This is a genomic window from Curtobacterium sp. BNK-1, assembly GCF_048685235.1.
GTDB classification, from domain to species: Bacteria; Pseudomonadota; Gammaproteobacteria; order Enterobacterales; family Enterobacteriaceae; genus Pantoea; species Pantoea agglomerans.
In genome coordinates this window covers 954,431-974,304 of record NZ_JBLQTJ010000001.1, presented here as the reverse complement: position 1 = coordinate 974,304, position 19,874 = coordinate 954,431, and the positions used below count along the sequence as shown (strand labels likewise).

The window sequence follows — 19,874 nt, the reverse complement described above, 5'->3', positions numbered from 1 at the left end:
TGAGGGCGTTTTTTTCTTAATTGGTGGGTCGTGCAGGATTGCCTCGGCCCATCCGGGGCCTCGCCCTTCAGGTGATGCTGTCGCATCAGCCTGAATCGCCTGGCGATTCAGTCGAACCTGCTGCAGGTTCTCACCCTGCACGGGGAACGCCGTGCCGCAGAAACAAAAAAAGCGCCCTGAGGGCGCTTTTTTCTTAATTGGTGGGTCGTGCAGGATTCGAACCTGCGACCAATTGATTAAAAGTCAACTGCTCTACCAACTGAGCTAACGACCCGCTGGGGGCTTACAACCGTTCAACACGCCAGGCGGCTGAGATAAGATGGTGGGTCGTGCAGGATTCGAACCTGCGACCAATTGATTAAAAGTCAACTGCTCTACCAACTGAGCTAACGACCCATCTTAGGTTGTGAAGCAATGCTGAAGTGTTCTTCTTAAAACTGCGCGGTAAAAGCGCGTCTGAGGAAGATGGTGGGTCGTGCAGGATTCGAACCTGCGACCAATTGATTAAAAGTCAACTGCTCTACCAACTGAGCTAACGACCCATCTTCAGGCTTACCAGACACTTTGCAATGTGTCCCGGCAACGGCGGCATATATTACTGATTTAGCGGGGTAGCGCAACTCTTATTTCTGCTAAATGCTTCAGTTGCTTACCTTTCATACGGCAAGACCAGAAATCACACGATATCTGGCCTGAACCGTACAGATTACAGACTTGTCAGACGTTTTTGCGCCTGCTTAGCAGATTCGGTGTCTGGATAAAGTTTGATCACCTGCTGGAAGACCGCTTTAGCTTTCGCTGTGTCTTTTTTCTCCTGCATGATGACGCCCACTTTCAACAACGCTTCTGCAGCTTTCGGCGACTTCGGATAGTTTTTCACTACCGTGGCGTAATAGTAAGCCGCGTCGTCCTTTTTGCCTTTGTTATAGTTCAGCTGTCCCAGCCAGTAATTGGCGTTCGGCTGATAGGTCGAATCCGGGTAACGTTTTACCCACGCCTGGAGCGCGCTGATCGCCTGATCATACTGTTTCTTCTCCAGAATCAGCGCCACAGCCGCATTGTAATCGCTGTTAGCGTCACCGGTCTGCGCAGGTGCGCTATCCGTTGATGCTGCCGCGCCTGCGGTTGCTGCTGCGCCGGTATCCGCTGCGGCATTACTGCCCGCTGCCTGCTGACCGCCGCTGGTGCTGGCACTGCTCAGGCTGTCAATCTGCTGGTAAAGCTGCTTCTGCCGCTCAACCACCTGATTCAACTGATAGGTGTTTTGCTGGATTTGCCCACGCAGCGCGTCGATATCACGCTGGTTATCGCTCATCTGCTGCTGCAATTGCTGCATCAGCTGTGCCTGGGCATTAGAAATTCGTTCAAGAGTGGTGACACGGTCTTCGACCGAGCCGGAGCCAACGCTACTGATTGACGCTTGGGCATTAGCGGCCCAGGGGGCCGCTACGCCAATCAGTAACGACAGACTCAACAGGTGATGTCTGAAGTTACTAACCATGTGATTCTCTTAGTAGACCAGAACGGCACGACGGTTTTTAGAATACGCTGCTTCGTCATGACCCAGAACGGCTGGCTTCTCTTTACCGTAAGATACGATAGACATCTGATCAGCCGACACGCCTTTGCCCTGCAGGTACATTTTAACCGCGTTAGCACGACGTTCGCCCAGGGCGATGTTGTATTCCGGCGTACCGCGCTCATCCGCATGACCTTCGATGGTCACTTTGTATGACGGGTTGCTGCGCAGGAAGGTTGCATGCTGATCCAGCATCTGTGCGTAATCAGACTGAACGTCATACTTGTCCAGGCCGAAGTACACGATGTTGTTCTGCTGCAGCTGCTGCATCTGCAGACGAGCCTGCTCGTCAGAAGACATGTTGCCGCCGTTGCCGTTCATGCCAGAATTTGCACCGTAAGCGCCGCCATCAGCGCCCATGCCAGTCTGGTCATTGTTGTTGTTCTTGTGTGAGCTACAAGCCGCTACTGCCAGAACCGGCAGAGCCAGCATCAAACCCTTCAGCACTTTGTTCAGTTGCATTTCAAAATCCCATTATTGTTTATTGTTTGTGATGTCTGAACTGTCAGACATTACAGATACGGCGACCAGGCAGGAAATTTTACCTGTCCATCAGTTGCCGGAAGACGCGCTTTGAAACGGCCGTCGGTAGAAACCAACTGCAACACGGAACCCATACCCTGAGTAGAGCTGTAGATTACCATTGTGCCATTGGGTGCCAGGCTCGGCGTTTCATCCAGGAACGTGTCCGTTAACGTTTGAACGGCTCCCGTTTCCAGATCCTGTTTGGCGACGTGTTGAGCACCACCGTTGGTGCTAATCATCACCATTGACTTACCATCTGTTGCGACATCCGCATCCTGGTTCTGACCGCCTTCCCAGGTAATACGTTGTGGCGCGCCACCGTTAAGTCCGACTTTGTAGATTTGTGGAGCACCAGCCTGATCGGAGGTGTAAGCCAGCGTCTGGCTGTCCGGGAACCAGGTCGGTTCGGTGCTGTTATAGCGACCATCGGTAATCTGACGCGTCTGACCTGAGGCCAGATCCATCACATAGAGGTTCAGGCTGCCGGTTTTAGAGAGCGCGAACGCCAGTTTAGAGCCATCCGGCGAGAACGCTGGGGCACCGTTGTGACGTGGATAGGAGGCGATCTGACGGATAGCACCGTTCGACAGCGTCTGAACCACCAGCGCAGATTTGCCGCTTTCAAAGGTCACGTAGGCAACTTTGCTGCCATCCGGAGACCAGGCTGGCGACATCAGCGGCTGTGGTGAACGATGCACGACAAACTGGTTGTAACCATCGTAGTCAGCAACGCGCAGCTCATACGGGAACTGGCCGCCGTTGGTCTGCACCACATAGGCGATACGGGTACGGAAAGCGCCCTTGATGCCGGTCAGCTTCAGGAACGTTTCGTCACTGGCCGTGTGAGCGGCATAACGCAGCCACTGCTTCGTCACTTTATAACTGTTTTGTGCCAGCACGGTACCGGGAGCACCGCCGGTGTCGACCAGCTGGTACGAAACCTGATAGCTGCCATCCGGGTTAGACGCGACCTGACCGACGACCACGGCATCAATGCCGAGTGCACTCCACGCGGCAGGCTGAACTTCCTGCGCGCTGGCAGGCTGCTGTGGCAGACGCGAGCGATCCAGTGGATTAAATTTGCCACTGTTGCGCAGGTCAGCTGCAACGATGCCGCCGATATCTTCCGGCGCTGCGCCAGCACCGGCCCATTTAAACGGCACCACGCCAATCGGGCGCGCAGTGTTGACACCCTGGGTGATCTCAATTCGAACTTCTGCATGCAGCATGGCTGCCCACAGCAGAATAAAAAAGCCTAACGTAACGCGAAGAGCTTGCTTCATTTTATCTCCCTTATCTGAACCTCAGTCCACGATAATTGGCACTGTTCCTGGAAACCACGAGTACAACTTAAGTACGGCACGCTAAACATAGATCAACTTGCCGCCCGTTACTGCATTATTGCGGTTTAAAACGCATTGGGGCGTTTTTAAACACTTCGTAGACCGCCTGCGAAGGCGGCTTCGGAATACGTGCCTGTTTTGCGGCAGCAATCGCGGCCTGACAGAGCGCGGGATCGCCACCCTCTGACTTAACATCAATCAACAAGCCATCAGGCGCAAGTTTAATCCGCAAATCACAGGTTTTTCCGCGATACAGATCCGCATCATAGAATCGGCTCTGAATCGCACTCACAACCTGACCCATGTAGGAGTTGATTTCCGCGCCTGATGCACCCGCTTTCTTCTGGTTTCCCTGCCCTGCTGCGCCACCAGAGGTGCCGCTTTTCGGTGCATTTTTACCGGAAGCAAGTCCACCCAGCAAATCATCGACATCGCTGTCGTTGGCAGCATCGGCGGCGGCTTTCGCTTTAGCATCCGCTTTGGCCTTAGCGGCAGCATCGGCTTTGGCTTTCGCCGCGGCATCGGCTTTCGCTTTGGCGGCAGCTTCCGCCTTCTCTTTGGCGGCCTCTTTAGCCGCTTCCGCTTTCTCTTTTGCTGCTTCTGCGGCTTTCTCTTTCGCCGCCTCTGCGGCTTTTTCTTTGGCCTCAGCTGCTTTTTCTTTAGCCTCTTCAGCCGCTTTGGCTTTGGCATCCGCCGCCGCTTTCACTTTGGCCTCAGCCGCGGCTTTCGCATCTGCTTCAGATTTCGCCTTCGCTTCCGCAACGGCTTTCTCTTTTGCAGCAGCGGCAGCGGCGGCTTTCGCCTGCTGATCAGCCTGCTTCTTTGCTTCGGCTGCGGCCTGTTTCGCCTGCTCAGCCGCGGCTTTTGCCTGCGCATCTGCCTGAGCTTTTGCATCCGCTTTGGCTTTGGCAGCCGCCGCTTCCGCCGTTTTTTGCTGCTCCTGCGCCTGCTTAGCAGCGTCTTCGGCAGCCTTCTGCTGCTCAGCCTGCTGTTTTGCCTCTTCTTTCGCGGTTTCCTGCGCGGCTAAACGCTCTTTTTCCAGCGCTTTCAGACGCTGCTGTTCAGCAGCCTGTTTCTGTTGCAGCTCTTCAGCCTGCTGCTGCGCCTGCTTTTTACGCTGCTGCTCAGCCCGCTGGCTGTCACTTTGCTGGTTCTGCTGACGATTGTATTGACTCACGACGGCACCGGGATCGACCATCACTGCATCAATATCACTGCCTCCGCCACCCGCACTGCTGGCGTCAATGTGCTCATTAAACGAGCTCCAAATCAGCAGCGCGATCAGCACGATATGCAGAATCACCGAAATGATTATCGCGCGCTTTAACTTCTCGTTTTGCTCGGTTGCCTTCGACACACTCGGTTCCCAAAAAACGGTTCGATTTTAAATCGGCTGCGTCATCAAACCGACAGATTTAACACCCGCCTGGTGCAGCAGGTTGAGCGCTTTAATAATTTCATCGTAAGGCACCTCTTTCGCGCCCCCGATCAAAAAGACCGTCTTAGGATTCGCTTCCAGTCGACGCTGCGCTTCGCTGATTACCTGCTCTGGCGGAAGTTGATCCATACGATCGTGATCCACGACCAGGCTGTACTGACCCACGCCCGCCACTTCGACAATCACCGGCGGATTATCATCGCTGGCAACGGTTTTCGAATCGGTCGCATCAGGCAGATCCACTTCCACGCTCTGGGTAATAATGGGCGCCGTTGCCATGAAGATCAGCAACAGCACCAACAGGACGTCCAGTAGCGGAACGATGTTGATTTCCGACTTCAGGTCGCGGCGTTTGCGACCACGTACTCTGGCCATCATTAACCTCTATTTACTTAGCGCTATCGCTGGAGAAAGCCTGGCGATGCAGAATGGCAGTGAACTCTTCCATGAAGTTGTCGTAGCCCTGCTCCAGTTTGTTTACGCGCTGGTTCAGACGGTTGTACGCCATCACCGCCGGAATCGCGGCAAACAGACCGATAGCGGTCGCAATCAACGCTTCAGCGATACCCGGTGCAACCATCTGCAGGGTTGCCTGCTTCACGGCACCCAGTGCGATAAAGGCGTGCATGATCCCCCAGACGGTGCCGAACAGTCCGATATAAGGGCTGATAGAACCGACGGTGCCGAGGAATGGAATGTGGTTTTCCAGCGCTTCCAGCTCACGGTTCATCGAGATGCGCATCGCACGGCTCGCACCATCAATGACCGCTTCCGGCGCATGGCTGTTGGCGCGATGCAGGCGGGCGAACTCTTTAAAGCCGGAATAGAAAATCTGCTCCGAACCGCCCAGTTCTTCCCGGCGCTCCTGGCTCTCCTGATAGAGGCGCGAGAGTTCGATGCCGGACCAGAATTTGTCTTCAAACGCCTCCGCTTCTCTTCCCGCCGCATTCAGAATACGTGTGCGCTGAATAATGATGGCCCAGGAGGCAATAGAAAAGCCGATCAAAATCAACATGATAAGTTTGACCAGAAGGCTCGCCTTCAGGAACAAATCAAGAATGTTCATGTCAGTCACTGCTTGAACTCCGCGACAATAGACTTGGGAAGCGCAATCGGCTTCATTAGATGTGGGTTAATGCAGGCAATCAGGACTTCTGCCTCATTGAGCACTTTGCCTTCAGTATTCACGATACGCTGAGTGAACGTCATGGTAGCCCGTGTCATTGATGTGACCTCGCTCTGGATCTCCAGAAGGTCATCAAGACGCGCCGCCGCCAGATAGTCCACCGATATACGCCGTACCACAAAAGCGATCTGCTGTTCTAACAGCGTCTGCTGATTGAAATGGTGCTGTCGCAACATTTCAGTACGTGCTCGTTCATAAAAAGCGATATAGCTGGCGTGATAAACCACACCACCGGCATCAGTATCTTCGTAGTAGACCCGAACCGGCCAGCGAAACAGCGTTGTACTCACTCTACATCCCGGCCTCGTTTTAAACGTTGTTACTATACGCAAGAGAATTGGGGTTGGGAATGGCTCGTCAGAGCCAGGCGAAAATAATTATCGCTCCGTAACAAACGGAACGATTTCAGGGAGATTAATTGACCAGACGCTGACAAAAATTCACTGACAGCGCCGATGAGGCGGGGTCTTAAAGATAAAAACGGTAAAGCGCAATAAATAGCAACAGCATGGCGGGTAACGGGGCAAACAGCGCCTGCCATCGGGTTTGCTGTGGCCGGAAGCCCACACCGTGGATCACCCCACTGCAGACCGCCCAGATCAGCACCAGCCCCTGCAGAGCCGGTAACTGGCCTGCCTGACTGGCAAAGCGTGTCGGATCCCACATCACGCCGCCTGCGGTCAGCAGCGCCAGCAGCAGTGAAAGGGCCCGTAACGGGCCCTTATCCATCAGATCATACAGCATCCGAATTAGCGTTCGCATCAGTGAGGCTCATCCTGCGCTTCAATGTGCTCAATCGCCAGCGCGGTCACGATACCAAAGGCACAGGCCAGCAACGTGCCGAGAATCCAGGCAAAATACCACATGCGACGTCTCCTTAATTAATAGAGTGAGTGACTGTTGCTTTCAATATGCTCTTTGGTGATACGACCAAACATCTTCCAGTAGCACCAGGTGGTGTAGGCCAGAATGATCGGCACAAAGATAGCGGCGGCAACGGTCATGGTTTGCAGCGTCAGCAGGCTGGACGTTGCGTCCCACATGGTCAGGCTCATACCCGGCACCGTGCTGGATGGCATGATGAACGGGAACATCGCAATGCCGGCTGTCATGATGACGCAGGCCAGCGTCAGTGAGGAGAACAGGAACGCCCAGGCGCCCTTCTCAACCCGCGAGCAGAGTATGGTCAGCAGCGGCAGCACAGCGCCCAGCAGCGGGAACAGCCACAGCACAGGATGGTTCTGGAAGTTGACCATCCAGGCACCCGCTTCGCGCACCACGGTTTTGCCCAGTGGGTTAGAAGCAGCGAAGTGATCCATGGTGCTGGTCACCACATAACCATCGATACCATATTTCACCCAGACGCCCGCCAGGATAAAGCAGACCATCATCACCAGGGCGGCAAGTTGTGCTGCGGTGCGTGAACGCAGATGCAGTTCGCCGGTAGTGCGCATCTGCAGATAGGTTGCACCCTGCGCCAGAATCATCGCCACACTGACCACACCTGCCAGCAGACCAAACGGATTCAGCAGCTGGAAGAAGTTACCGGTATAGAACAGGCGCAGATACTCATCGGCATGGAACGGCACGCCCTGTAACAGGTTGCCAAACGCTACGCCGATCACCAGCGGCGGCACGAAGCTGCCAATGAAAATCCCCCAGTCCCAGGCACCGCGCCAGCGATTGTCTTCAATCTTCGAACGGTAATCGAAGCCAACCGGACGGAAGAACAGCGACGCGAGCACCAGAATCATCGCCACGTAGAAGCCAGAGAAGGCTGCCGCGTAAACCATCGGCCAGGCGGCAAACAGCGCGCCACCTGCGGTGATCAGCCAGACCTGGTTACCGTCCCAGTGTGGTGCGATACTGTTAATCATGATGCGACGTTCAGTATCATTCCGGCCCAGGATGCGTGTCAGCATCCCGACACCCATATCAAAACCATCTGCGACGGCAAAGCCAATCAGCAGCACGCCAATCAACAGCCACCAGACAAAGCGCAGAACTTCATAATCAAACATGGTCGCTCTCCTTATCCCTGTACCGGCTGGGTGATTGCCGTGATCTTCTCATGATGATAACGCCCGGTTTTCAGGCTGCTCGGCCCAAGGCGGGCGAATTTGAACATCAGGTACATCTCAGCCACCAGGAACATTGTGTAGAGTCCGCAGATCAGGATCATGGAGAACAGCAGATCGCCAACGGTCAGGGAGGAGTTGGCTACCGCAGTCGGCAGCACTTCACCGATAGCCCAGGGCTGACGACCATACTCCGCCACAAACCAGCCTGATTCGATAGCGATCCACGGCAGCGGAATACCAAACAGCGCCGCTTTCAGTAACCAGCGATTTTTGCCGATGCGGTTACGCAGTACGCTCCAGAACGCCAGCGCGATAATGCCCAGCAGCAGTACGCCACACAGCACCATGATGCGGAAAGCAAAATAGAGCGGAGCGACACGCGGGATAGAGTCCTGCGTCGCCTGTTTAATCTGCGCTTCGGTTGCATCAGCCACGTTGTCGGTATAACGCTTCAGCAGCAGACCGTAGCCGAGATCCTGTTTATGACTGTTGAACGCGTCACGTACCGCCGGATCCTGGCTGCCACCGCGCAGCTCATTCAGCAGGGCATAGGCTTTCATGCCGTTGCGGATGCGCACTTCATGCTGTGCCATCAGATCTTTCAGGCCGGTGACCGGCGTATCGGTTGATCGGGTGGCGATCAGGCCCAGCAGCCAGGGGATCTGTACTGCGTATCGGTTCTCCTGAGTGGCCTGATCGGGCAGGCCAAACAGGGTAAACGACGCCGGTGCCGGCTGGGTTTCCCACTCCGCTTCGATAGCGGCCAGTTTGGTTTTCTGCACGTCCCCCATCTCGTAACCTGACTCATCGCCAAGAACGATGACTGACAGCACCGCCGCCATGCCAAAGCTGGCCGCGATAGCGAACGAGCGTTTAGCAAAGGCGAAATCACGGCCTTTCAGCATGTACCAGGCGCTGATGCCCATAATAAACATTGCACCGGTGGTGTAACCGGCTGCCACGGTGTGCACGAATTTCACCTGCGCGACCGGGTTCAGCACCAGCTCTGAGAAGCTGACCATCTCCATGCGCATGGTTTCGAAGTTGAACTCAGAGGCGATCGGGTTCTGCATCCAGCCGTTAGCCACCAGAATCCACAGCGCCGACATGTTTGAGCCCAGCGCCACCAGCCAGGTGACGGCGAGGTGCTGCACTTTGCCCAGGCGATCCCAGCCAAAAAAGAACAGGCCAACAAAGGTGGATTCCAGGAAGAACGCCATCAGACCTTCGATGGCGAGCGGCGCGCCGAAGATATCGCCGACGTAGTGAGAGTAATATGACCAGTTAGTCCCGAACTGAAATTCCATGGTCAGGCCGGTGGCGACACCCAGCGCAAAGTTAATACCAAATAACTTGCCCCAGAACTTCGTCATATCTTTATAGATTTGTTTGCCGCTCAGGACATATACCGTTTCCATGATCGCCAGCAAGAACGCCATACCCAGCGTTAAAGGGACGAACAGAAAATGGTACATCGCCGTTAAGGCAAACTGTAACCGCGACAGCTCGACGATATCTAACATAAGGACTCCTTGCTCCTCGCTTTGTCTCCGTCACGCGCGCGATCAGATCGAACGCAATCAGAGTCAGCAACGACTGTTTATTGATTCCAGTTTTTTATTACCCGCAGAACAGGTCTGTGAGCTGCCCGAACAGGCGAGTAGCGAATGAAGCAGCTCAGAAAATTGTCAATCAGCGCTTTCGTTAACGCGTGCTTTAACAGGAGGAAAGCGGGTGTTATCCCGGGTTGAGCAGACGTTTGAAAATTTGTGTAAAAGGCTGGATTGATGCAGCGCAATTTACGCCCTTAGCGTTGCGCTTTGCCAGAGATATAGTTGGATATAAGTCGCGATTAATTGATCTGGATTAACGCAATAAGTTTCCAGATAGGGTCAGGTAGGTTTCTTGTTAATGAGATGTCAGTAATGAAATAAAGCGCGAAGAAATAATTTACCTTTGACACTTTTCCTTAACGTGATGAGCCGCAGACCGGTTATTTAACCGCGCACTCTTCTCTTTAGCTTCCTGCGTTATAGCTGTCATTTACAGGCATAAAAAAAGCCACCCGAAGGTGGCTTAGTCTCAGATGACGCTGACTTATTTAGCAGGTAATACGGCTTTAACTGCGTCACCGATATCCGCCAGGCTGCGGACGGTTTTCACGCCTGCCGCTTCCAGCGCAGCAAATTTCTCATCTGCTGTACCTTTACCACCAGCAATGATGGCGCCAGCATGGCCCATACGCTTGCCTTTCGGCGCGGTGACGCCAGCAATGTAGCCTACAACCGGCTTGGTCACGTGCTCTTTAATGAAGGCTGCAGCTTCTTCTTCTGCGCTACCGCCGATCTCACCGATCATCACGATAACTTCAGTCTGTGGATCATCCTGGAACATTTTCAGGATGTCGATGAAGTTAGAGCCTGGGATCGGGTCACCACCAATGCCAACACAGGTTGACTGGCCGTAGCCGATATCCGTGGTCTGCTTAACCGCTTCATAGGTCAGGGTGCCTGAACGTGACACGATACCGACGCGGCCCGGCTGGTGAATGTGGCCCGGCATGATGCCGATTTTACATTCGCCTGGGGTGATAACGCCTGGGCAGTTTGGACCGATCATCCGCACGCCTGCTTCATCCAGCTTCACTTTCACGGTCAGCATATCCAGGGTCGGGATGCCTTCGGTGATGGTGATGATCAGTTTGATGCCCGCGTCGATCGCTTCCAGGATGCCATCTTTACAGAAAGGAGCCGGAACGTAGATCACAGTGGCGGTCGCGCCTGTTGCTTCTACCGCTTCGCGAACGGTGTTGAACACAGGCAGGCCGAGATGGGTCGTGCCACCTTTGCCTGGCGTCACGCCGCCAACCAGTTGGGTGCCGTATGCCAGCGCCTGCTCAGAATGGAAAGTCCCCTGGCCACCGGTGAAACCCTGGCAAATGACTTTGGTGTTTTTGTCGATCAGAATGGACATTATTTACCCTCCGCGGCAGCAACAACACGCTGTGCGGCGTCTGTCAGGCTGGTTGCTGCAATGATGTTCAGACCGCTGTCCGCCAGTTTCTGGGCGCCCAGCTCGGCGTTGTTACCTTCCAGACGTACCACAACTGGTACGTTCACACCCACTTCAGCGACTGCGCCGATGATGCCGTCGGCAATCAGGTCGCAGCGTACGATACCGCCGAAGATGTTAACGAATACGGCTTTAACCGCATCGTCAGACAGGATGATTTTGAAGGCTTCGGTCACGCGCTCTTTGGTTGCGCCGCCGCCGACATCAAGGAAGTTGGCCGGTTGACCGCCGTGGTGTTTAACGATGTCCATGGTGCCCATCGCCAGACCTGCGCCGTTAACCATACAACCGATGTTGCCTTCCAGCGCAACATAGTTCAGTTCCCACTGTGTCGCATGGGCTTCACGCGGATCTTCCTGGCTTGGATCGCGCATTTCGCGCAGCTCTGGCTGACGGAACAGGGCGTTGCCATCGGCACCCAGTTTGCCATCCAGGCAGATCAGGTCGCCCTGTTTGGTGATCACCAGCGGGTTGATCTCAACCATCGCCAGATCGCGCTCCAGGAACAGCGTCGCCAGACCCATGAAGATTTTGGTGAACTGGCCAACCAGCTTGCCAGTAAGGCCAAGTTTGAACGCCAGCTCACGACCCTGATAAGGCTGCGGGCCAGTCAGTGGATCCAGCGCCATTTTGTGGATCAGGTGCGGGGTCTCTTCCGCCACTTTTTCAATTTCCACGCCGCCTTCAGTGGAGGCCATGAAAATTACGCGACGCGTTGCGCGATCGACCACAGCGCCCAGATAGAGCTCCTGATCGATATCGGTCGCCGCTTCAACCAGAATCTGGTTTACCGGCTGGCCGTTTGCGTCTGTCTGATAGGTAACCAGGCGTTTGCCCAGCCAGTTTTCAGCAAAAGCACGAATCTCTTCTTTGCTGTTAACCACTTTCACACCGCCCGCTTTACCGCGGCCACCGGCATGAACCTGACATTTAACTACCCACGGGCCTGCGCCAATTTTAGAGGCTGCTTCTTCCGCTTCACGTGGTGTAGTACAGGCGTAACCCGTTGGTGCCGGCATGCCATACCGTGCAAACAGTTGTTTCGCCTGGTATTCGTGTAAGTTCATGATGTTCTATCCATTCAGGTCTGAAAAGAGTAATGAGGTTGGGCGCGCGGCAAGGCGCGCCCGGTGAAAATCAGACATCCAGCAGCAGGCGCGCCGGATCTTCCAGCATCTCTTTCACTGCAACCAGATAACCAACTGATTCACGGCCATCGATCAGACGGTGGTCGTAGGAGAGCGCCAGATACATCATCGGCAGCACCACAACCTGACCATTGACCGCCATCGGGCGATCTTTGATGGCGTGCATGCCCAGGATGGCGCTCTGCGGTGGGTTGATGATCGGGGTGGACATCAGTGAACCAAAGACGCCGCCGTTGGTAATGGTAAAGTTACCGCCGGTCAGATCCTCAACTGTCAGCTTGCCGTCACGGCCTTTCACTGCCAGCTCTTTGATTTTCTTCTCGATGTCCGCCATGCTCAGCGCATCCACGTCACGCAGGACGGGTGTAACCAGACCACGTGGCGTCGAGACCGCAATGCTGACGTCGAAGTAGTTGTGGTAAACCACATCTTCACCATCGATGGAAGCATTCACTTCCGGATAGCGTTTCAGCGCTTCAACAACCGCTTTGATGTAGAAGGACATAAAGCCCAGACGTACACCGTGACGCTTCTCGAAGGCCTCACCATACTGCTTACGCAGATCCATGATGGGCTTCATGTTGATTTCGTTGAAGGTGGTCAGCATCGCGGTGCTGTTCTTCGCTTCCAGCAGACGCTCGGCAACACGCTTACGCAGACGGGTCATCGGCACGCGTTTTTCGCTGCGGTTAGCCACTGGCTGCTGCGCGGCGGCCGCATCAGCAGCTGGCGCAGCGGCTTTGGCAGCCTGCGGTTTGTTGGCCAGATGTTTTTCAACATCTTCACGGGTCAGACGACCACCAACACCGCTGCCTTTAATCTGCGAGGCATCAAGATTGTGCTCTGCAATCAGACGGCGGATAGCCGGGCTGAGCGCATCGTTGCTCTCTTCTTCCAGTGATGCAGTCTGACGCTGAGCCGGGGTAGACTCTTTGCTTTCAGACTTCGCGCTGCTCTCTTTACCGGCGCTGTTGCCCTCTTTCAGACGACCCAGGATCTGGCGGGAAGTGACGGTGGCGCCCTCTTCTTCCAGAACGGCTTCCAGGATACCGTCCGCAGAGGCTGGCACTTCCAGTACAACTTTGTCAGTTTCGATTTCGACCAGCACTTCATCGCGAGTGACTGCATCGCCTGGTTTTTTATGCCAGGTTGCCACAGAGGCATCGGCAACCGATTCAGGCAGGTCGGGAACGAGAATATCTACGCTACTCATTATCTTTCCTTTTAATTAATTAACGTTCAGCGCGTCATTAACCAGGTCTTGCTGCTGTTGTTGGTGTACGGACATGTAACCCACGGCCGGTGAGGCGGATGCCGGGCGGCCTGCATAACGTAAAGTGGCACCAAACGGCACAACTTCACGGAAATGATGCTGGCTGCAATACCAGGCGCCCTGATTCAGTGGCTCTTCCTGACACCAGACAAAATCCTGCACGTGAGCATACGCTTTTAATGCTTCCTGTACCGCGTGATGCGGGAACGGATAGAGCTGCTCGATGCGCACGATAGCCACATCGGTCTGCTCATTTTTACGACGCTGCTCCAGCAGGTCGTAATAGACTTTACCGGAGCACAGCACGACGCGTTTCACGCCCTGCGGATCCAGATCATCGACTTCGCCAATCGCAGGCTGGAAGCTGCCGTTAGCCAGTTCATCCAGCGTGGAGATCGCCAGCGGATGACGCAGCAGTGATTTCGGCGACATCACAATCAGCGGACGGCGCATACCGCGCAGCGCCTGACGACGCAGCATATGGTAAACCTGCGCAGGGGTAGACGGCACGCAGACCTGCATGTTCTGCTCAGCGCAGAGTTGCAGATAACGTTCCAGGCGCGCAGAGGAGTGCTCTGGCCCCTGACCTTCATAACCGTGCGGCAGCAGCATCACCAGGCCACACATCCGGCCCCATTTCTGCTCACCGGAGCTGATGAACTGGTCGATAACAACCTGTGCGCCGTTGGCGAAGTCACCAAACTGCGCTTCCCAGATGGTCAGGATGCGCGGCTCTGCGGTGGCATAACCATATTCAAAGGCCAGTACCGCCTCTTCTGACAGCACGGAGTCCCACACTTTGAACTGACCCTGACCGCTGTGCACATGGTGCAGAGGGGTATAGGTTGAGCCGTTCGCCTGGTTATGGACCACCGCGTGACGATGGAAGAAGGTTCCGCGACCGGTATCTTCACCCGACAGACGCACCGGAATGCCTTCATCAACCAGCGTGGCATATGCCAGGTTTTCCGCGCCGCCCCAGTCAAAGGCTTTCTCGCCTTCAGCCATCAGACGACGGTCGTTATAAATCTTGGCAACACGCGACTGCACTTCCACCTCTTCAGGCACCTGGCTGATACGCAGCGCCAGCTCCTTCAGACGTTTCATGTCGACCTGAGCCGGGTAAGGTTCATCCCACTCATGATTCAGGTAAGGTGACCAGGTAAAGGAGTGCAGGCTCATTGGACGCCATTCCGGCACCACGCACTCACCCGCATCCAGCGCGTCACGGTAGAGATTGACCATTTCGGTCGCATCTTCCTGCGTGGCAATGGCTTCACCTTCCAGACGGTCGGCATAGATTTTACGCGGCGTCGGGTGTTTTTTGATTTTCTGGTACATCAGCGGCTGGGTCGCACTTGGCTCATCCGCCTCGTTGTGACCATGACGGCGATAGCAGACCAGATCGATAAACACATCACGCTTAAAGGTGTTGCGATAGTCGAGCGCCAGACGGGTCACAAACGCGACCGCTTCCGGATCGTCAGCATTGACGTGGAAAATCGGTGCCAGCACCATTTTGCCGATATCGGTGCAGTAAGGGGTAGAACGCGCATCTTTCGGGTTGGAGGTGGTGAAGCCAACCTGGTTGTTGATGACGATGCGAACGGTACCGCCCACTTCATAACCGCGCGCCTGTGACATGTTCAGAGTTTCCTGAACCACGCCCTGGCCAATCACGGCCGCATCACCATGAATGGTGATCGGTAAGACTTTATTGCTGGCTGGCTCATCCAGACGATCCAGACGGGCACGTACTGAACCCATGACTACCGGGCTGACGATCTCCAGGTGCGACGGGTTAAACGCCAGCGCCAGGTGAACCAGACCGCCTTCGGTTTCCACGTCAGACGAGAAGCCCATGTGGTACTTCACGTCACCGGTGCCCAGATGCTCTTTGTGCTTACCGGCGAACTCGTCGAACAGATCCTGTGGCTTTTTACCCAGCACGTTGATCAGCACGTTGAGACGACCACGGTGCGCCATACCCAGTACGACTTCACGGGTTCCGCTCTTACCGGCATGACGGATCATTTCGCGCAGCATCGGAACCAGTGCATCGCCGCCTTCCAGCGAGAAGCGTTTGGCACCCGGGAATTTCGCTCCGAGATATTTTTCCAGCCCTTCGGCCGCGGTCAGCTCTTTCAGGAAACCTTTTTTCTCTTCATTGCTGAAGGCTGCACGGCCCGCGACTGACTCAAGACGCTGCTGAATCCAGCGTTTCTCATCAGTGTTGTTGATGTGCATATATTCTGCACCGATCGAGCCGCAGTAAGTCTGAGTCAGCGCCTCGAACAGTTCGGCCAGCTTCATGGTCTCTTTGCCAATGGCAAAAGAGCCGACGTTAAAGCTTTCCTGAAAATCGGCCTCGGTCAGATCGTGAAAAGCGGGATCGAGATCGGCTACCCGGTCCTGTTTCCACAGACCAAGCGGGTCAAGATTGGCGTGCTGATGACCGCGGAAACGAAACGCGTTAATCAGCTGCAGCACTTTTACTTGCTTGGAGTTGGTTTCAGGATCGGAGACAGATGAGGTGTAACGAGATGCGTCTTTCGCCAGGCGACGGAAGTACTCACGTGTGGTGGAGTGAAACTGCTCAGGTTTCATTCCGGTGCCCGGTAACTGCTGGAACATCGAGCGCCACACTGCATCGACAGAGTCAGGATCGGTCAGGAAATCCTCATAGAGCTGCTCTATGTAAGACTGATTCGCGCCGGCCAGCCAGGAAGAGTCCAGCCAGGGCTTCATCGCGCTGTTCTGCATTGTGATCCCTTAAGCATTGCTATGCTTTTTTGAGGTTTCATTTGTTGCCGCTTTCGCGGTTTGCCGTAGTGAGTTCAGCGATACGAGCACTTTGCGCAGCGCGCGTGGCCCGTAAGGGAACCTTTGTAAACGTGGTAATCACCGCGCTTACAGAGGCTTCCGTAAAACACCGGGAACCTGAGGTTCCCGGCAGAAACTGCTTATGCGCCGCGCTGCAGCAGCATCGACTTGATATGGCCGATGGCGCGCGTCGGGTTCAGCCCTTTCGGACATACGCTCACACAGTTCATGATGCTATGGCAGCGGAATACGCTGAAAGCATCATTCAGATTGTCGAGACGCGCCTCGGTTTCGGTGTCGCGGCTGTCAATCAGGAAGCGGTACGCGGCCAGCAGGCCAGCAGGACCGATGAACTTCTCAGGATTCCACCAGAATGATGGGCATGAGGTTGAGCAGCAGGCACAGAGTATACATTCGTACAGGCCATCCAGGTGTTCACGCTCATCCGGCGACTGCAGATGTTCACGAGCTGGCGGATTTTCCCCATTATTCAACAGGAAAGGCTTAATTTTCTCATACTGTGCATAAAACTGGCTCATGTCTACAACCAGGTCACGCACCACCGGTAAACCTGGCAGCGGACGGATAACAATTTTCTGTTTGCCGTTGCCCAGCGCCGAGACGGGCGTAATGCAGGCCAGTCCGTTTTTACCGTTCATGTTCAGGCCATCGGAACCGCAGACGCCTTCACGACAGGAGCGACGAAACGCCAGGGTCGGATCTTTCTCTTTCAGGCGAATCAGCGCGTCCAGCAGCATCATGTCGCGACCATCTTCCGCTTCCAGGGTGTAATCCTGCATGCGCGGTTTGTCATCGACATCCGGATTGTAGCGATAAATTGAAAACTCGAGTCTCATGATCGTCTCCGAAATTAGTAGGTACGCACTTTCGGCGGGAAGGCCGCGCGCAGTTTCGGCTGCATGTTCACCTCACGGCGCGTCATGCTTTCGGTTTCCGGGACATAAAGACTGTGGCACAGCCAGTTTTCATCATCACGATCCGGGAAGTCGAAGCGACTGTGCGCACCGCGGCTTTCGGTGCGATAGTTAGCCGCTACCGCCGTGGCAAAGGCCGTCTCCATCAGGTTATCCAGCTCCAGGCACTCAATACGCTGGGTGTTGAAATCCGGTGAGCGGTCATCCAGACGCGCTGACTTCAGGCGCTGGCGAATCTCTTTCAGCTCTTCCAGACCCTGAGCCATCGCTTCGCCTTCACGGAATACCGAGAAGTTATTCTGCATGCAGCGTTGCAGCGCTTTACGAATCTCAACCGGATCTTCACCCGTGGTGTTATTTTCCCAGCGGTTGAAACGCGCCATCGCCCCGGCGATCTCATCTTCTGTGGCATCACGCAGGTCGCCCTGCTCCTGAATACTTGCCAGCAGATGCAGACCCGCTGCACGGCCAAAGACCACCAGGTCGAGCAGTGAGTTACCGCCCAGACGGTTGGCACCATGTACCGATACGCAGGCGATTTCACCGACGGCGAACAGGCCTGGAATCACTACATCTTCGCCCTGCTCATTGACGCGCAGTGCCTGGCCGGTCACTTTGGTCGGAATACCGCCCATCATGTAGTGGCAGGTTGGAATGACCGGAATCGGCTCTTTAATCGGATCGGCGTGCGCAAAGGTGCGTGACAGCTCAAGGATGCCAGGCAGACGTGACTCAAGCACCTCTTTACCCAGATGATCCAGTTTCAGTTTGAGATGTGGACCCCACGGGCCATCACAGCCGCGACCTTCACGGATTTCAATCATCATCGAGCGCGCAACCACGTCGCGGCCCGCCAGATCTTTGGCGTTCGGCGCATAACGCTCCATGAAGCGTTCGCCATGTTTGTTCAGCAGATAGCCGCCTTCACCACGGCAGCCTTCGGTGACCAGCACGCCCGCACCGGCGATACCGGTTGGGTGGAACTGCCACATCTCCATATCCTGCACCGGTACGCCCGCACGCAGTGCCATACCTACGCCGTCACCGGTGTTGATATGCGCATTGGTGGTGGACTGGTAGATACGGCCCGCACCGCCAGTGGCCAGAATGGTCGCTTTCGCTTTGAAATAAACGGTTTCGCCGGTTTCGATGCAGATAGCGGTACAACCCACGACTGCGCCATCGGCGTTTTTCACCAGATCCAGTGCATACCACTCAGAGAAGATAGTGGTTTTGTTTTTCAGGTTCTGCTGATAAAGAGTGTGCAGCAATGCGTGACCGGTACGGTCAGCCGCAGCCGCCGTACGTGCCGCCTGCTCGCCACCAAAATTCTTTGACTGGCCACCAAACGGACGCTGATAGACACGACCATCTTCAAGACGCGAGAAAGGTAAACCCATGTGTTCCAGTTCCAGAATAGCTTCCGGGCCGGTTTTACACATATATTCAATCGCGTCCTGGTCGCCGATATAGTCGGAACCTTTGACGGTGTCGTACATGTGCCATTCCCAGTTATCTTCATGGGTATTACCCAGCGCAACGGTAATACCACCCTGCGCAGATACGGTGTGGGAACGGGTCGGGAAAACTTTAGATAACAGGGCACAGCTCTGGCCGCCCTGGGAGATTTGCAGTGCGGCTCGCATTCCTGCGCCACCTGCGCCGATTACCACGGCATCGAACTCTCTGATTGGCAAACTCATTTACACACCCCACACCACAACAAATCCATAAATCGCATACCACAACAGCGCCACGACAATCACAAACTGCAACAACAAGCGGGTTGGCAGTGATTTAACGTAGTCTGTTAACACCTGCCACATGCCAATCCAGCCGTGGATCAGAATGGAGAACAGCGTCAGCAGCGTGAACACTTTGGTGAATGCGGAAGCGAAGAAGCCACGCCACAGGTCATAAGTCAGCGTGTCTGTCATCACCACGAAACCGAGGATGTAGACGATGTAGAGCGTAATGAGAATTGCAGTTGCCCGCAGCAGCAGCCAGTCCTGAATGCCGTTGCGACCCAATGCGGATGCATTGCTTACCATACGAGGACTCCCGCCAGAATTGCCAGCACGACAGTGATCACAAAAGTCATATGAGCGGAACGCTTACCAACCTGCAGCGTTTCGGCCAGATAACCAAAATCCATCAACATATGACGAATCCCGCTCACCGCGTGATAGGCCAGCGCCGTTAAGATGCCCCACATAATGAACTTCGCGAAGAAGCCATCCATGATGGACGCAGCGTGCTGGAAACCTTCAGGAGAGGAGAGAGAGAGACCGAGCAGCCACAGCAGGATGCCAATGGCAACCAATGTGATTACGCCGGAGACGCGGTGAAGAATGGACGATATTGCAGTAACGGGAAACCGGATCGTCGAGAGATCCAAGTTGACAGGTCTTTGTTTTTTCACGGTTTTGCCCACACAGCTCTTTTTTATTTTGCTTCCTCCGGACCTGAGG

At 55.0% G+C, this 19,874-nt stretch carries 19 protein-coding genes, 3 tRNA genes and 1 other RNA gene; all 23 read right to left on the bottom strand.

Annotation, left to right across the window (positions count from 1 at the left end; genetic code table 11):
• Nucleotides 1–21: 21 nt before the first annotated feature.
• The 23 genes from ACMGGP_RS04690 to sdhC all read right to left on the bottom strand — a co-directional run bounded on the left by ACMGGP_RS04690 (nucleotide 22) and on the right by sdhC (nucleotide 19,837).
• A non-coding RNA gene (locus ACMGGP_RS04690) (RtT sRNA) lies at nucleotides 22–155 on the bottom strand.
• Between the two features lie 43 nt (nucleotides 156–198).
• Nucleotides 199–274, bottom strand: a tRNA-Lys gene (locus tag ACMGGP_RS04685).
• A 46-nt stretch (nucleotides 275–320) separates the two neighbouring features.
• Nucleotides 321–396: transfer RNA gene (locus ACMGGP_RS04680), tRNA-Lys, on the bottom strand.
• 70 nt (nucleotides 397–466) lie between these two features.
• A tRNA-Lys gene (locus ACMGGP_RS04675) sits at nucleotides 467–542 on the bottom strand.
• A 164-nt stretch (nucleotides 543–706) separates the two neighbouring features.
• A complete protein-coding gene (cpoB, locus tag ACMGGP_RS04670; RefSeq protein ID WP_010260773.1) occupies nucleotides 707–1,501 on the bottom strand; it encodes a cell division protein CpoB in 795 nt (264 codons plus the stop codon).
• Nucleotides 1,502–1,510: 9 nt separating this feature from the next.
• Entirely contained in the window at nucleotides 1,511–2,041 is a 531-nt protein-coding gene (pal, locus tag ACMGGP_RS04665) for a peptidoglycan-associated lipoprotein Pal (RefSeq protein ID WP_010260771.1), read from the bottom strand.
• A 50-nt stretch (nucleotides 2,042–2,091) separates the two neighbouring features.
• Nucleotides 2,092–3,387 (bottom strand): Tol-Pal system beta propeller repeat protein TolB, encoded by a 1,296-nt coding sequence (gene tolB, locus ACMGGP_RS04660; RefSeq protein ID WP_010260769.1) that lies wholly within the window; start codon nucleotides 3,385–3,387, stop codon nucleotides 2,092–2,094.
• 115 nt (nucleotides 3,388–3,502) lie between these two features.
• Entirely contained in the window at nucleotides 3,503–4,804 is a 1,302-nt protein-coding gene (tolA, locus tag ACMGGP_RS04655; RefSeq protein WP_163792456.1) for a cell envelope integrity protein TolA, read from the bottom strand.
• Nucleotides 4,805–4,831: 27 nt separating this feature from the next.
• The gene (tolR, locus tag ACMGGP_RS04650) at nucleotides 4,832–5,263 is read right to left on the bottom strand and encodes a colicin uptake protein TolR (protein ID WP_498798213.1); all 432 of its coding nucleotides are present in this window, start codon (nucleotides 5,261–5,263) and stop codon (nucleotides 4,832–4,834) included.
• A 10-nt stretch (nucleotides 5,264–5,273) separates the two neighbouring features.
• Nucleotides 5,274–5,951 carry a Tol-Pal system protein TolQ gene (gene tolQ, locus ACMGGP_RS04645; RefSeq protein ID WP_022626039.1) on the bottom strand — a complete coding sequence of 226 codons (678 nt, stop codon included), beginning with the start codon at nucleotides 5,949–5,951 and terminating at the stop codon, nucleotides 5,274–5,276.
• A 5-nt stretch (nucleotides 5,952–5,956) separates the two neighbouring features.
• Entirely contained in the window at nucleotides 5,957–6,361 is a 405-nt protein-coding gene (gene ybgC, locus ACMGGP_RS04640) for a tol-pal system-associated acyl-CoA thioesterase (RefSeq protein ID WP_010260759.1), read from the bottom strand.
• 178 nt (nucleotides 6,362–6,539) lie between these two features.
• Nucleotides 6,540–6,833, bottom strand: coding sequence for a cyd operon protein YbgE (gene ybgE / locus ACMGGP_RS04635; RefSeq protein WP_346457834.1), 294 nt, complete (start codon nucleotides 6,831–6,833; stop codon nucleotides 6,540–6,542).
• The gene (gene cydX, locus ACMGGP_RS04630) at nucleotides 6,833–6,937 is read right to left on the bottom strand and encodes a cytochrome bd-I oxidase subunit CydX (protein WP_010260755.1); all 105 of its coding nucleotides are present in this window, start codon (nucleotides 6,935–6,937) and stop codon (nucleotides 6,833–6,835) included. Before cydX ends, ybgE begins: the two co-directional genes overlap by 1 nt.
• A 15-nt stretch (nucleotides 6,938–6,952) precedes the next feature.
• Complete coding sequence (cydB, locus tag ACMGGP_RS04625; RefSeq protein WP_022626041.1) at nucleotides 6,953–8,092, bottom strand: cytochrome d ubiquinol oxidase subunit II; 1,140 nt, start codon at nucleotides 8,090–8,092, stop codon at nucleotides 6,953–6,955.
• A gap of 11 nt (nucleotides 8,093–8,103) precedes the next feature.
• Nucleotides 8,104–9,675: a cytochrome ubiquinol oxidase subunit I gene (gene cydA, locus ACMGGP_RS04620; RefSeq protein ID WP_033779579.1), complete on the bottom strand. Its 1,572-nt coding sequence runs from the start codon at nucleotides 9,673–9,675 to the stop codon at nucleotides 8,104–8,106.
• Between the two features lie 574 nt (nucleotides 9,676–10,249).
• Entirely contained in the window at nucleotides 10,250–11,125 is an 876-nt protein-coding gene (sucD, locus tag ACMGGP_RS04615) for a succinate--CoA ligase subunit alpha (RefSeq protein ID WP_010260744.1), read from the bottom strand.
• Nucleotides 11,125–12,291, bottom strand: a complete 1,167-nt coding sequence (gene sucC / locus ACMGGP_RS04610) for an ADP-forming succinate--CoA ligase subunit beta (protein WP_003853151.1) — start codon at nucleotides 12,289–12,291, stop codon at nucleotides 11,125–11,127. Before sucC ends, sucD begins: the two co-directional genes overlap by 1 nt.
• Before the next feature lie 70 nt (nucleotides 12,292–12,361).
• Complete coding sequence (gene odhB / locus ACMGGP_RS04605) at nucleotides 12,362–13,585, bottom strand: 2-oxoglutarate dehydrogenase complex dihydrolipoyllysine-residue succinyltransferase (protein ID WP_010260740.1); 1,224 nt, start codon at nucleotides 13,583–13,585, stop codon at nucleotides 12,362–12,364.
• A 15-nt stretch (nucleotides 13,586–13,600) separates the two neighbouring features.
• The gene (sucA, locus tag ACMGGP_RS04600) at nucleotides 13,601–16,408 is read right to left on the bottom strand and encodes a 2-oxoglutarate dehydrogenase E1 component (protein WP_010260738.1); all 2,808 of its coding nucleotides are present in this window, start codon (nucleotides 16,406–16,408) and stop codon (nucleotides 13,601–13,603) included.
• A gap of 200 nt (nucleotides 16,409–16,608) precedes the next feature.
• A complete protein-coding gene (locus ACMGGP_RS04595; protein ID WP_010260736.1) occupies nucleotides 16,609–17,325 on the bottom strand; it encodes a succinate dehydrogenase iron-sulfur subunit in 717 nt (238 codons plus the stop codon).
• Nucleotides 17,326–17,339: 14 nt separating this feature from the next.
• Complete coding sequence (sdhA, locus tag ACMGGP_RS04590; RefSeq protein ID WP_022626042.1) at nucleotides 17,340–19,106, bottom strand: succinate dehydrogenase flavoprotein subunit; 1,767 nt, start codon at nucleotides 19,104–19,106, stop codon at nucleotides 17,340–17,342.
• On the bottom strand, nucleotides 19,107–19,454 hold the full coding sequence (gene sdhD, locus ACMGGP_RS04585; RefSeq protein ID WP_009091417.1) for a succinate dehydrogenase membrane anchor subunit: 348 nt from the start codon (nucleotides 19,452–19,454) through the stop codon (nucleotides 19,107–19,109). It lies immediately after the preceding gene.
• Nucleotides 19,448–19,837 carry a succinate dehydrogenase cytochrome b556 subunit gene (gene sdhC / locus ACMGGP_RS04580; RefSeq protein ID WP_029519433.1) on the bottom strand — a complete coding sequence of 130 codons (390 nt, stop codon included), beginning with the start codon at nucleotides 19,835–19,837 and terminating at the stop codon, nucleotides 19,448–19,450. Before sdhC ends, sdhD begins: the two co-directional genes overlap by 7 nt.
• Nucleotides 19,838–19,874 lie beyond the last annotated feature (37 nt).

Excerpts from the sequence above, each read along its gene's own strand:
- ybgE (WP_346457834.1), bottom strand. The coding sequence starts at position 6,833 with ATGCGAACGCTAATTCGGATGCTGTATGATCTGATGGATAAGGGCCCG.
- ACMGGP_RS04595 (WP_010260736.1), bottom strand. The coding sequence starts at position 17,325 with ATGAGACTCGAGTTTTCAATTTATCGCTACAATCCGGATGTCGATGAC.
- tolR (WP_498798213.1), bottom strand. The coding sequence starts at position 5,263 with ATGATGGCCAGAGTACGTGGTCGCAAACGCCGCGACCTGAAGTCGGAA.
- sdhD (WP_009091417.1), bottom strand. The coding sequence starts at position 19,454 with ATGGTAAGCAATGCATCCGCATTGGGTCGCAACGGCATTCAGGACTGG.
- sucA (WP_010260738.1), bottom strand. The coding sequence starts at position 16,408 with ATGCAGAACAGCGCGATGAAGCCCTGGCTGGACTCTTCCTGGCTGGCC.
- cydA (WP_033779579.1), bottom strand. The coding sequence starts at position 9,675 with ATGTTAGATATCGTCGAGCTGTCGCGGTTACAGTTTGCCTTAACGGCG.
- cpoB (WP_010260773.1), bottom strand. The coding sequence starts at position 1,501 with ATGGTTAGTAACTTCAGACATCACCTGTTGAGTCTGTCGTTACTGATT.
- cydB (WP_022626041.1), bottom strand. The coding sequence starts at position 8,092 with ATGTTTGATTATGAAGTTCTGCGCTTTGTCTGGTGGCTGTTGATTGGC.
- pal (WP_010260771.1), bottom strand. The coding sequence starts at position 2,041 with ATGCAACTGAACAAAGTGCTGAAGGGTTTGATGCTGGCTCTGCCGGTT.
- cydX (WP_010260755.1), bottom strand. The coding sequence starts at position 6,937 with ATGTGGTATTTTGCCTGGATTCTCGGCACGTTGCTGGCCTGTGCCTTT.
- odhB (WP_010260740.1), bottom strand. The coding sequence starts at position 13,585 with ATGAGTAGCGTAGATATTCTCGTTCCCGACCTGCCTGAATCGGTTGCC.
- tolQ (WP_022626039.1), bottom strand. The coding sequence starts at position 5,951 with ATGAACATTCTTGATTTGTTCCTGAAGGCGAGCCTTCTGGTCAAACTT.
- tolB (WP_010260769.1), bottom strand. The coding sequence starts at position 3,387 with ATGAAGCAAGCTCTTCGCGTTACGTTAGGCTTTTTTATTCTGCTGTGG.
- sdhA (WP_022626042.1), bottom strand. The coding sequence starts at position 19,106 with ATGAGTTTGCCAATCAGAGAGTTCGATGCCGTGGTAATCGGCGCAGGT.
- sucC (WP_003853151.1), bottom strand. The coding sequence starts at position 12,291 with ATGAACTTACACGAATACCAGGCGAAACAACTGTTTGCACGGTATGGC.
- sucD (WP_010260744.1), bottom strand. The coding sequence starts at position 11,125 with ATGTCCATTCTGATCGACAAAAACACCAAAGTCATTTGCCAGGGTTTC.